This window comes from Streptomyces sp. NPDC020917 (assembly GCF_044333795.1).
Lineage (GTDB): Bacteria > Actinomycetota > Actinomycetes > Streptomycetales > Streptomycetaceae > Actinacidiphila.
The window spans coordinates 165,553-177,663 of sequence record NZ_JBIRRR010000016.1; the positions used below are offsets into that span (position 1 = coordinate 165,553).

Genomic DNA, 12,111 nt, shown 5'->3' on the forward strand with positions numbered 1-12,111 from the left:
GTTCATCGGGTCGTCGGGGTGTCGGGTCGTCGGATAGCCGGGGTGCCGGGTCACCGGTGCAGCCAGCAGCGGGACCAGTGGCCGGGCCCGACATCGATCGGGTCGGGCATCTGCTCGGCGCAGATCGGCTGGGCGTGCGGGCAGCGGGCGCGGAACGGGCACCCGGCCGCGTCGGTGGTGTTCGCGTCGGCATCGCGTGCCGCGTCCAGGCGGTCGGTGCCGGCAGCGGTACCGGCGCCGGTCCCCGCACCGGCGCCGTCGGCGGCGGTCCCGCCGGTGCCGGTACCGCCGGCCAGCAGGCGCTCGGGGTCGGGCGAGGCGGCCAGGAGCAGCCGGGTGTAGGGGTGTTGGGCGTTCTGGGTGACGGCTTCCGCCGGGCCGCCCTCGACCATCCGCCCGCTGTACATCACGACGATGTCGTTGGCGACGTGGCGGGCGCTGGCGATGTCGTGCGTGATGTAGAGCATCGCCAGGCCGTCGCGGTCGCGCAGCTCGGTGAGCAGGTTGAGGATGTCGAGCCGGATGGAGACGTCGAGCATCGACACCGGCTCGTCGCCCAGCAGCACCGAGGGATCGGCGGCAAGCGCCCGCGCGATGGCGGCCCGCTGCCGCTGCCCGCCGGACAGCTCGTGCGGGTACTTGTCGATGAACTCGCGGCCCGGGGTGAGGTGGACGCGTTCCAGGAGTTCGATGATCCGCGCGTCGAGTTCGGCGGTGCTCAGCCCGCCGAAGTTCCGCAGCGGCCGCGACAGGATGTACCGCAGGCGGTGCAGCCGGTTCAGGGACGCGAACGGGTCCTGCATGATCATCTGGACGTGGCTGAAGTGCTGCTTGCGGTCCCGTCCGCGTCCGGCGTCCAGCACCCGGCCGTCGAACCGGATCTCGCCGGCGGTCGGCCGGTCGCCCAGGGCCAGCAGCCGGGCCAGCGTGGTCTTGCCGGAGCCGCTCTGCCCGACGAGCGCGAGGATCTGCCCGCGCCGCAGGGCCAGGTCGACGCCCTCGACGGCGCGCACCGACTGGCCGCGGCGCCTTCCGTGCATCGGGATGTGCCGGGTGAGACCTACGGCTTCGAGGATCGGGGCGGCCGCCCCTCCCGTGCCCGCGGTGCCGGTCGTGTCGTTGGTGTCGCTCGTCATGCCTGCTCCTGTGGTGCCGGCCGTCCCGGTGGGGCGGCTGGGCGAGCTCGCCAGTCCGGTCATGCGCGCTCCTCGGTGCCGTCGGGGGTCCCGGCCGGCCCGGCGGCCGCGGGCTGGGCCAGCAGGCAGGCGGTGCCGTGGCCGTCGCGCAGGAGCAGCGGCGGCCGGGTGGTGTCGCATCCCGCGGTCCGCTGCGGGCACCGGGGGTGGAACGCGCAGCCGGCCGGCAGGTCCCACAGGTCGGGCGCGGATCCGCCGATGGCCCGCACCTCGCGCCGCGGGCCGCGCAGCGTGGGTGAGGAGTCCCGCAGCCCCAGGGTGTACGGGTGCTGGGGGGCGCGGTAGAGGGCCGAGGCGGTGCCCGTCTCGACCACCCGGCCCGAGTACATGATCATGATCCGGTCGGCCAGCTCGACCAGCAGCGCCAGATCGTGGGTGATGAAGACGATCGCGAACCCGAACCGGGCCTGAAGTTCCTGCAGTTGCCCGAGGATCTGCCGCTGCATGACGACGTCGACCGCCGTCGTCGGCTCGTCCATCACGATGATCTCCGGGTCGCAGGCCAGGGCGAGCGCGATGGCCGCGCGCTGCCGCATCCCGCCGGAGAACTCGTGCGGGTAGTTGCGCACCCGGTCGCCCGGAATTCCGACCAGTTCGAGCAGTTCCGCGGCGCGCCGCCATGCCTCCTTGCGGTTCATCCGCTGGTGGGTGCGCAGCACGTCGACGAACTGCGCGCCGACACGCATCACCGGGTTGAGGGCGGTCATCGCGCTCTGGAAGACCACGGCGAGGCGGTCCCAGCGCAGCTCGCGCAGTTGCCTGGGCGGCGCGGAGAGCAGGTCCACCGGGGCGCCCTCGCGCGGGTGGTAGCGGACCGAGCCGCTGACGACCCGCGCCGGCGGGCGGTCGAGCCGGGTGACCGCGGTCATCAGCGTCGACTTCCCGCTGCCGCTCTCCCCCGCGACGCCGAGGATCTCGCCGCGGTGGAGCCGGAAGCCGATGTCGTCGACGGCCCGGGCCGGCCGGTCGGTTCCGTACTCGACGATGAGGCCCTCCACGTCGAGCACCAGGTCCGCGGTCATCGCGCCTTCTCCGGGGTGAGGCCGCCGGTGCGGCGGGGACGGGCTGCGGGCCCGGTGGCTCCCCGGGTGCGCAGTCGGGGGTCGGCGAGTTCGTCGACGCCGAAGTTGACCAGCCCGGCGGCCGTGCCGACCAGGGCGATGCACAGGCCCGGCGGCAGGAACCACCACCAGGCGCCGCTCTGCAGCGCGCCCTGCGACTGGACCCAGTAGAGCATCGTGCCCCAGCTGACGGTGGTCGCGTGGCCGGCGCCGATGAAGTCCAGCCCCGCCTCGGCCGCGATCGAGCCGACGACGGAGAACAGGAACGTCGACGCGATGACCGGCGCGAGGTGCGGCATGACCTCGAGGAACAGGATCCGTGCGCGGGACTCGCCGGAGTAGCCGGCCGCCGCGACGAAGTCCCGGTTGCGCAGCGAGAGGGTCTGCGCGCGCTTCGCCCGCGCGCCGCCGGCCCAGCTGGTGAGGCCGATGATGACGGCGACGGTCACCCAGCCGCCCCGGCCGCGGGTGTAGCTGGCGACCAGGATCAGCAGCGGCAGGCCCGGGATGACCAGGAAGATGTTGACGAAGGCGGTCAGCGCCGCACCGGACCGCCCGGTGCTGTAGCCGCTCAGCACGCCGAGCAGCACGGCGAGGGCGGTGGCGATGGCGCCGCCGACCAGACCGACCAGCAGGGAGGTCCGGGTGCCGGCCACCAGCTGGGCCAGCACGTCCTGCCCGGAGGAGGTGGTGCCGAGCCAGTGCTTGCCGGACGGCGACTCCAGGATGCCGCCGGCGTGCAGCCGGGTCGGCGACTGGCCGAGGACGTGGCTGACGAACAGCGGCCCGAACGCGGCGACGATGACGAGCGCCAGGAAGATGAGCAGCCCGAACCGCACCTTGCGGTTCGCCGGGACGCGGAGGGGGATGCGACGGGTCATGACGCCGCCTCACGGGTGCGGGGATCGAGCAGGACGTACAGGCAGTCCATGACGAAGTTGGCCACCAGGACCGTCATGGAGATCACCAGGAACAGCGCCTGCATCAGCGGGTAGTCGAGGTTGAGGATGGCCTGGTTCAGCAGGCTGCCGAGTCCGGGGTAGTTGAAGACCATCTCGGTCAGCAGCGAGCCGCCGACGACCAGGCCGATGGACACCGCGAAGCTGCTGATGCTCGGCAGCACCGCGTTGCGCGCCGCGTAGGCCGTCGTCACCCGCGTCTCGGACAGGCCCTTGGCGCGGGCGAGCAGCACGTAGTCCTCGTTCACGACCGAGGCCATCATGTTGCGCATGTGGATCAGCCAGCCGCTGATCGAGGTGAGCACGATGGTCGCCGCCGGGAGCAGCGCATGGGTGATCGCGCTGCTGATGAACGCCGGGTCGAAGCCGGGCGCGAGGTCGGGCCCGGCCCCGCCGGAGAGCGGGAACCAGTCGAGCCGGAAGGCGAAGACGTAGACCAGGATCAGTGCCGCCCAGAAGTAGGGCAGCGCGTGCACGAAGATCGACAGCGGGCTGATGACGGAGTCGAGCCAGCCGCCCGGACGCCGCCCGGCCAGCGCGCCCAGGGCCGTCCCGACGACGAAGGCGATCACCGTCGAAACGCCGAGCAGGAGCACGGACCAGAGGAACCCCGAACGCACCACCGTCGACACCGGCGTCGGGTAGAACGCGAGCGACAGACCGAAGTCGCCGTGGAGCAGGCCGCCGAGGTAGGAGAAGTACTGCCGCCACAACGGTTCGCTCGAGGTGCCGCCGAACAGCCGGTGCACCAACTGGACTCGGTCGGGGGTGACCGGTCCGAGCTCGGACATCTTCAGCAGGATCGCCGACGCCGGGTCGCCCGGCATCATCCGCGGCAGCAGGAAGTTCAGCGTCGCCGCCGCCCACGCCGCCACCAGGTAGAACACGATCCGCTTCAGCAGGACGCTGCCCCAGATCTGCCGGATGGCACTGCTGGACGTCCGGCTGCGGGCGGCTGCTTCCGGCACCGCCGGCGACAAGGTCACGCCGCCCACGCCTACCCCTTGGAGTTCGCGGGACGCAGCGACAGGAACAGCTTCTCCGCGTAGACGCCGCTCACCGCGCCGGGATCCGGCGTCGTGTAGGGGTTCTTCTCGCTGGGCCAGCCGGTGAACCGCGTCGTGGAGTACATGTAGGGGGTGCCCTTCACGACGACCGGGACCGTCGGCACCTGGTCGGTCATGATCTTCTCCAGCGCCTGGGTGGCCTGGGCCTGGCCGGTGGGGTCCGCCTTCGCCAGCGCGTCCAGCGCGGCCGTCGTGCCCGCGTCCTTCCAGCCGATGACGCTCTGCGGGCTGTCCGGGGAGAGCATGCTCCAGTAGAAGTTGTAGAGGTTGGAGCCGTAGACGTAGGCGTCGCCGAAGACCGCGTCGAAGTTGTGCTTGCCCTCGTCGGCGACGTACGCGCTCGGCGCCTCACCGGGGACGGTCGCCTTGATGCCGACCTGCGAGAGCTGGTCGGCCACTTCCTGCGCGTAGGCCATCGCGTCGGCGAAGGTGCTGACGGTGAGGATGCCGAGCGTCAGCTGCTTGCCGTGGGCGTCGACCAGGCGGCCGCCCTTGAGCTGGTAGCCGGCCTGGGCCATCTCCTGGAGCGCGGCCTGCTTGTTCTGCGCGATCGGCTCCTTGTCCGCGTCGGGTATCAGCGAGCCCCAGCTCTGCGTGGTCAGGCCGGTGGGTCCGACGGCCTGGTAGACGCCGGGGTTGTAGGCGTCCGCGACCTTGGCGCGGTCCAGGGCCAGTGCGATGCCCTTGCGCACGTGCACGTTGTCGAAGGGCGCGCGCCGCAGGTTGAGCAGCAGCGGCTTCATACTCGCCCGGATCGGCCAGAGGTGGTTGTGCGCCGGGTCCTTGTCGAGGTACTGGGACTTCATGTTGGGGATGCCGGCGTAGGAGAGGTCCACCTCGTGGCGCACCATCTGCTGGGCCAGCAGGTTGGTGCTGCTGGTGGTGACGTAGTTGATCTGCTTCACCGGGACGGACTGCCGCCAGTAGTCCTTGCGGGCCTGGAAGCTCACCTGCTGGCCGGTGACGCGGCCGAGGCTGTAGGGGCCGCTGCCCATCGGGTTGCGGTTGATGGAGGTGTCGGGGTCCTGCGTCGCCCACTGCTTGCGCGGGACGACCGCCACCCGGCCGATCTGCTGGATCTGCGAGTAGCCGGGGCTGGAGAAGTTCAGCGTGACGCCGTCGCCGTCGGCGACGGCGGTGGTCAGCGGCAGCGCGAGCAGCTTGTGGTCCTTCATGAAGGTGAAGGTGAACACCACGTCGTCCGCGGTCAGCTTGCTGCCGTCCGACCACTTCGCGCGGGAGTCCAGCGACAGGTGCACCGAGCGGCCGCCGGCGCCCCAGGTGTACTTCGTCGCCAGGCCCGGCATGAACTGGTTCTTGTCGGCGGTGTTGAAGTCGAAGAGCTGCTCGTAGACCAGGCCCACCGTCCCGCGCAGCGCGTTCGGGGAGAACGGGTTGAAGTTCGCCTGCAGCGTCGGCTGGGAGTACGCGGCGACGGTCAGCACCGAGGAAGTGGAGCTCGCTTCCTCGCCGGATGTACAGGCCGCCGTGCCCGCGCTCAGCACCGCAACGGCGGAGACGATCGACGCGACGGTGCGCGTTCTTGCAGACACTCTGCCTCCTCTCGTCATTCACCAGGCTGGATGTCCGCCGCAAGGAGCGATCTCGGCGGGAGTGCAACGCATGCTGCCAACGATTGCAGCAACTGTCAATGCAATGTGCAGCAACGGTGAGGAGACCTGAGCGGCGAGGGCAACAAGCGATTGCGGTACACTGGCAGCCCAGTTGAAGAGCTCACCAGCGGAGGGGCCCCCATGACCGTGACCCTCGCGGACGTCGCGGACGCCTGCAACCTGTCGACCTCGACCGTGTCGCGCGCGCTGTCCGATCCGGGCAAGGTCAACGCGGCGACCCGGAGCCGGGTCGAGCGGGTCGCGCGCGAGATGGGCTACGTGCCGAACCGGGTGGCCCGTTCCCTGGTGTCCGGGCGGACCGACACCATCGGGCTGGTCGTCCCCGACATCGCCAACCCGTTCTTCCCGCCCGTCATCAAGGCCGTGCAGTCCCGCGCCCGGGACAAGGGCTACTCGGTGCTGCTCGCCGACACCGACGAGCACGCAGCGGACGAGATCGACCGCGCGCGCAGCCTCGGCAAGCAGGCCGACGGCCTGATCCTCGCCTCGCCGCGCACCTCGGTCGAGGGGCTGCGCCGGCTCGCCGAGGGCGCGCCCGTGGTGTTCGCCAACCGGGAGGTCGAGGGAGCGCCCAGCGTGGTCATCGACGAGGCCGAGGGCATGTCGCAGGCCGTCGAGCACCTGGTCCGCCTCGGCCATCGCCGGATCTGCTACCTCTCGGGGCCGCGGCGCTCGTGGTCCAACAAGCAGCGGCACGACGCCGTCGTGGCGGCCAGCAAGCAGTTCGGCGCGGACCTGCTGGAACTCGGCCCGTTCGAGCCGCAGATCCAGGCCGGGATGCGCGCCGCCGACGTGCTGCAGTCCGCGGGAGCGACCGCGGCCATCGCCTACGACGACCTGATCGCGCTCGGCGTCATGGCCCGGCTCAGCGAGCAGGGCATGCTGGTGGGCCGCGAGGTGAGCGTCATCGGCATCGACGACAGCCCCATGTCACAGGCCGCCTACCCGATGCTGACGTCCATCCACGTGCCCGGCGTGGAGCTCGGCACCACCGCCGTGGACCTGCTGCTCGCGCAACTCCAGGACGGCGACGGCCCCGAGAGCGACGAGGTGCCGGGCACGCTCCGCCTGGAGACGCGGCTGGTCATCCGCGGGTCGACCGGCCTGCCGGTCGGCTGACCCGCCCCCGGCGGCGGAACGCGCGGCTGCCGGCCACCCGGAGGGGGCCGGCAGCGTTGCCCCGGCACGGCGCGAGCGCCGTGCCGGCCGGAGCGGGGCGTGCAGCGGGATCAGCCGGCCGGGGTCAGCACCAGCCCGGTGTTGGGCGGCACGGTGACCTGGCCCGAGTACCGCACGCCGTGCAGGTCCACCCAGGTGCCGGGCAGTTGCAGCGGCGCCGAGGCGGTGCTCGACGGGTTCACGACGGTCATGCCGTGCTGGTAGCGGCGCAGCCACAGCCCGGTCCCGCGCCCGATCGGCCCGGTGACCGGCTTCCCCAGGTCCACGTCCAGCTCGGGGATGTCGTTGTACTGGGCGTAGTCCTTGAGCCCGGTCATCACCATCATGGTCGGCTGCTCGCGGTACAGCAGGTAGTTGGCCGCCACCCACTGCCGCTGCTCCGGGGACGCCTGGTCCCAGGTGTCGGTCGGCAGCTTGTTGTCGATCACCATCGGCTTGCACCGGAACTCGCGGATCAGGTCGTACATCATGAGCCACTCGTCGTCGGTGACGTTCTCGACCCGGTGGACGGTGAAGCCCTGCTCGTTGAGCCAGATGTCGGAGGTGGCGATCGCCTTGCGGGTGGCCGCGAGCCAGGCCGCCGACTTGTCCTGGCTGAAGTCGTGCAGGCTGGCGTTGAAGGTGATGTTGAACGCGCCGGCGGCACCGCGGGCGTGCAGCCCGTCGGACAGGTACGACAGCCAGTCGTTGACCCAGGTGAAGAACGTCGCGTCGTCCGGGTCGCTGCCGAACTGCTGGACCCAGTCGCCGTTCTCGTCGTAGTGGCCGCTCATGCCGAAGTCGTTGCGCAGGCCGATGTTGTCCACCGCGATCACCCGGTACCCGGCGGCGATCGCGGGCTCGATGATGGTGCTGAAGTACCACTGCCGGACCTCGGGGTTGCCCATGTCCAGCGGTGTGTAGACGTGGTTGCCGAACTCCCATGCCGGTGTGGTGCGGTCCGCGGTGTACTCGATCCACGACGGGTGGTTCGCCAGGAACCAGTCGTAGGTGTAGGTCCGCAGGGGGGCGTTGCGGAAGGCCGTGGTGTAGTAGCTGCCGACCACTCCGGCCGGCTGCTGGGCGCTGAGCGATCCCCAGACGTAGTAGACGTGGCCCGCGTAGGCCGAGGGGTCGGTGACGCCGCGGTCGAAGATCTGCGCCTGCGCGATGCCGTGGTCCGGCGGGTTCGGCAGCGTCAGGTTCGCGGCCGGCGCCGGGCACGCGGCGGTGCCGGCCCCCTCGACGGCCGGCGCCCCGGCGGCCGTTGTGGCGGATGCGGTCTGCGCAATGCCCCCGGCCGCCGCTGCGACGAGCCCGGCGATGACGGTCGCGAGTATGCGTCTGCTTTTCACACTTGCTCCTTGTGTGTGGGTGCCCCGCCGGAAAAGGAGGGGAGTCCGGTCAGGACGGCCCGGCCAGGGCGGTGCCGGAGTTGGGCGGCAGCACGATCTGGCCGGTGAAGGTGGTGCCGTGCAGGTCGGTCCAGGTGCCGGCCGGCAGGGCGGTGGTGGTGGTCTGGGTCGACGACGGGTTCACGAGCGCGAGCCCGCCGGTGTAGGAGCGCACCCACGCTCCCCCGGCGTCCGCAGAGGGCGCCGCGGTGGGCGACCCGATGTCGGTGTGCAGTTCGGGCCGGTCGAGGAAGACGTGGTACTGCTGGTCGCCGCAGAGCGCGAGCATGCTCCGCCGCTCCCGGAACAGCAGGTAGTTGGCGATCACCCAGTCGACCTGGGCGGTGTCGGCGTCCGCGAGGTCGGCGGTGGCGGTCTGGTTGATGGACACGTACGCGGTGCCCGGGGCGACCTGCCGGACGAAGTCGAACTTGTCCTGCCACGCCTGGTCGTTGTAGTTCGCCACCCGGTGCGCGGTGAAGCCCTGCTCGTCGACGTAGACGTCGACCAGGCCGACCGCCTGGAGCATGTCGGCGGTCTTCACCGACGCGTTCCAGGTGATGTTGGCGGCGATGCCGGCACCGGCGGCGTGCAGGCGTCCGGCGAGGTAGTCCAGCCAGTCGAGCACGGCGGCCGCCCATGCGTCGTCCACCCGCGCCCCGCTGAACTGCTGGACCCAGGCGCCCGTGGCGTCGAAGTGCCCGCAGTTGCCGTAGCCGTTGAACGTCCCCACGTTGTCGAAGCCGACGAGGGGATAGCCGGCGTCGACCAGCGGCTGGACGTAGGTGTCGTAGTAGTAGGTGCGTACGGCCGGGTTGGTGAAGTCGATCGGCAGGTAGGTCGTGTTGCCGAACTCGTAGGCCGGCGTGGCCTGATCGGCCTGGTAGACCACCCAGTCGGGATGGTTGGCCTGGTACCAGGCCAGGGTGTGGGTGCGGTCGTAGTCGCGGAAGGCCGGCAGGTATCCGCACGGGACGGCGCCGGCCGGCTGGGCGAGGCTGCTCGCGCCCCAGACGAAGTACGCCAGTCCCGCGTAGACGGAGCGGTCCGGGACCTGGTTGTCGAAGATCTGCGCTCGGGCGATTCCGGAGGCGGGCGGGTCGGGCAGCTCCGGTCCGGCCGCCGTGGCGGGCTGGGGCCGTTCGAAGGTCGCCGCCACGGCGGCCGCCGCCAGGGTCGAACCGGCCAGGAAGACCCGGCGGGTCATGCCCCGCCCAGGTCCGGCTTTGCGTCCAGCACTCATACTGTGCCCCGTTCAGGAGGGTCTGCATACGCTTGCCGAGTTGTCACGGGCACTCTCGAGAGACAGCAGGGCAGCAGGGCCGCCTCGCTGATGTGACGGCAAGTTAAACTACTGCAAGCGATTGTTGCAATAGCTGCACATAGCTAGACTGCTGGGCGTGACGGATCACCACACACCCGACCCGCGCCCCTCCGGCGGCACCGCGGCGGCCGCGGCCGCCCTCCTTGCGGACGACCGGCCGCTCACCTGGATGGTCGCCGGCGACAGCGTGGCGCAGGGCGCCCGCTGGACGGCCGGCGAACGCGACTACGCACAACTCCTGGAAGAGCGGATCCGCTACGAACTCACCCGGTACGGCGACGTGTTCGCCCGGACCGCGGTCAGCGGCTGGCGGGCCCGCGACGTCGCCGGCACCCTCTCCCGCATCACCCGGCTGGCACCCGACGTCGTCCTGCTGGGCATCGGGCTCAACGACGCCAAGCTCGGCCCCGACCACCTCACCGCGTTCGAGAGGACCCTGCGGGACGTCATCACGCAGCTGCAGTCGGCCGGCGCACTCGTCCTGCTCCAACTCCCCAACCCCGTACGCCCGGACGCGCCGCCCGAGCTGATCGCCCCGCTGCCCGGCTACGTCGCGGCGATGCGCGAGGCGGGCCGGGCCACCGGCTGCGTGGTCGTGGACCACCACACCCCGTGGCTGCGGGCCGGCGACGGGTGGGCGCCCACCGCGTGGATGGGCGACAGCACCCACCCCAACGGCCGCGGCCACCGCGTCATGGCCGGCACCATCCTCCGCGCCGTCGACGCCTGGGACGACGCCAGCGAATGCTGCGCGCTGAGCACCGCCGCGCAGCTCCCCGACCGGTCCCCGAGCTGACCGGCCGGACAGTGGAAGAGAGAGGAACTCACGTGTCCAGAAAGCGCTATGCGGTCTGCGGCCTGTCCAACCGCGGCCTGGCGGCGTTCGTGCACCCGCTGATGGGGCTGTCCGGCGGCCGGGTGGACGGCGTCCTCGGCTACGGCGGCGCCGGCGACGACCTGTCCGCCTCCGGGACGGTGGTGGCCCTGGTCGACAGCGACCGGCAGCGGGTCGAGGAGTTCAACGCCCAGCTGCGTGCCGCCGGGGCCGCCGCACTGCCGTACTACTCCCCCGACGCCTTCGACGACATGCTCGGCGAACTCGCCCCCGACGCTGTCATCGTCACCTCACCGGACCGCACGCACGAGGCGTACATCGTCGCCGCCCTCGCCCGCGGTGTGGAGGTGATCACCGAGAAGCCGATGGTCAGCAGCGCCGCGGCGGCACGGGCGGTGCTGCGCGCGGAGAGCGCGTCCACCGCCAGGATCAAGGTCACGCACAACCTGCGGTACGCCCGCACCCACCGGGTGATCAAGCGGATGATCCTCGACGGCTCGATCGGCGCCGTGACCCGGGTGACGCTGGACTACCACGTGGACCTGCGCCACGGCGCGAGCTACTTCTCGCGCTGGAACCGGCAGCGCGCCCACGGCGGCCTGGCCGTCCACAAGTGCTGCCACCACTTCGACCTCGTCACCTGGCTGGTCGGCCGGGAACCGCTGGAGATCTTCGGCTACGGCGCCCTGAACTACTACGGGCCGCGCAGCCCGCACCGCCCGCCGCAGCCCGGGGCCGCGCCGGGCGCGGGATCCGCCGTGCCGGCCGGAGAGGGCGAACACGACCCGTATCTGCGGGGGTTGCGCGACACCGGCGTGGTCCCGGAGGAGAACGGGACAGGGGCGCGGACCGGCCTGTTCGGCCTGCACTACGCCGAGCAGTACCCGGCCGACCGCCCGATGTACATCTACGACGACGAGATCGACATCGAGGACACCTACAGCGCGGTGGTGGGGTACGAGGGCGGCGCGAGCCTGGCGTACTCGATCGACTTCTCCAGCACATGGGAGGGGTACCGCCTCGGGATCAGCGGCACGCACGGATCGATCGAGATGCTGCACGGCCGCACCGTGGACGGAGAGCCGCTGCCCGGCAGCGACCTGGTCGTGCTGGCGCCGCTGTTCGGCAAGCGGTCGACGGTGCAGGTGGACGCGCCGCGCGGCGAGCACGCCGGGGCCGATCCCGAGATGCGCCGCGACCTGTTCGTCGAGCAGAGCGCCGAGTCGCGGGAGTTGGGGCTGGCCGCCACCAGCCTGGAGGGTGCCTGGGCGGTGGCCCTGGGCGAGGGCCTGTGGCGGTCGGCCGTCGAGCACCGGCCGTTCGGCGTCGCGGAACTGCTCGGCTGAGCGGGCGGCCCCCGGGCTGCAAAGGGAAGTGCCCGGGGGGGGGGGGGGGGGGGGGGGGCCCGCGGGGCGCGGGGGGGGGGGGGGGGGGGGGGGCCCCCCGCCCGCCCCCCCCCGGGGGGCCCCGCGCCGCCCCCGGG

The 12,111-nt window shown here is 71.7% G+C and carries 10 protein-coding genes; 3 read left to right on the forward strand and 7 right to left on the reverse strand.

All coding sequences use genetic code 11. The annotated features are described in order from the left end of the window. Window positions 1-50 precede the first annotated feature (50 nt). From ACH4TG_RS29170 to ACH4TG_RS29190, 5 genes are all read right to left on the reverse strand, one after another. The gene (locus ACH4TG_RS29170) at window positions 51-1,199 is read right to left on the reverse strand and encodes an ABC transporter ATP-binding protein (protein WP_398245528.1); all 1,149 of its coding nucleotides are present in this window, start codon (window positions 1,197-1,199) and stop codon (window positions 51-53) included. Further along, window positions 1,196-2,218, reverse strand: coding sequence for an ABC transporter ATP-binding protein (locus ACH4TG_RS29175; protein ID WP_398245529.1), 1,023 nt, complete (start codon window positions 2,216-2,218; stop codon window positions 1,196-1,198). The genes ACH4TG_RS29170 and ACH4TG_RS29175 overlap by 4 nt, the downstream gene beginning before the upstream one ends. Continuing rightward, on the reverse strand, window positions 2,215-3,138 hold the full coding sequence (locus ACH4TG_RS29180; RefSeq protein WP_398245530.1) for an ABC transporter permease: 924 nt from the start codon (window positions 3,136-3,138) through the stop codon (window positions 2,215-2,217). The genes ACH4TG_RS29175 and ACH4TG_RS29180 overlap by 4 nt, the downstream gene beginning before the upstream one ends. Further along, the gene (locus ACH4TG_RS29185) at window positions 3,135-4,118 is read right to left on the reverse strand and encodes an ABC transporter permease (protein ID WP_398245586.1); all 984 of its coding nucleotides are present in this window, start codon (window positions 4,116-4,118) and stop codon (window positions 3,135-3,137) included. The genes ACH4TG_RS29180 and ACH4TG_RS29185 overlap by 4 nt, the downstream gene beginning before the upstream one ends. Before the next feature lie 95 nt (window positions 4,119-4,213). Continuing rightward, window positions 4,214-5,836: an ABC transporter substrate-binding protein gene (locus ACH4TG_RS29190; RefSeq protein WP_398245531.1), complete on the reverse strand. Its 1,623-nt coding sequence runs from the start codon at window positions 5,834-5,836 to the stop codon at window positions 4,214-4,216. Between the two features lie 201 nt (window positions 5,837-6,037). Between ACH4TG_RS29190 and ACH4TG_RS29195 the strand changes: the two genes are divergently transcribed. Further along, window positions 6,038-7,036 carry a LacI family DNA-binding transcriptional regulator gene (locus ACH4TG_RS29195; RefSeq protein WP_398245532.1) on the forward strand — a complete coding sequence of 333 codons (999 nt, stop codon included), beginning with the start codon at window positions 6,038-6,040 and terminating at the stop codon, window positions 7,034-7,036. Between the two features lie 110 nt (window positions 7,037-7,146). Here ACH4TG_RS29195 and ACH4TG_RS29200 read toward each other — a convergent pair whose 3' ends face one another. Next, window positions 7,147-8,430, reverse strand: coding sequence for a putative glycoside hydrolase (locus ACH4TG_RS29200; RefSeq protein ID WP_398245533.1), 1,284 nt, complete (start codon window positions 8,428-8,430; stop codon window positions 7,147-7,149). Window positions 8,431-8,479: 49 nt separating this feature from the next. Continuing rightward, window positions 8,480-9,676, reverse strand: a complete 1,197-nt coding sequence (locus ACH4TG_RS29205; protein WP_398245534.1) for a putative glycoside hydrolase — start codon at window positions 9,674-9,676, stop codon at window positions 8,480-8,482. Window positions 9,677-9,869: 193 nt separating this feature from the next. Here ACH4TG_RS29205 and ACH4TG_RS29210 point away from each other — a divergent pair, with 193 nt between their 5' ends. Beyond that, window positions 9,870-10,589, forward strand: coding sequence for an SGNH/GDSL hydrolase family protein (locus ACH4TG_RS29210; RefSeq protein WP_398245536.1), 720 nt, complete (start codon window positions 9,870-9,872; stop codon window positions 10,587-10,589). 32 nt (window positions 10,590-10,621) lie between these two features. Beyond that, window positions 10,622-11,974 (forward strand): Gfo/Idh/MocA family protein, encoded by a 1,353-nt coding sequence (locus ACH4TG_RS29215; RefSeq protein ID WP_398245538.1) that lies wholly within the window; start codon window positions 10,622-10,624, stop codon window positions 11,972-11,974. Window positions 11,975-12,111 lie beyond the last annotated feature (137 nt).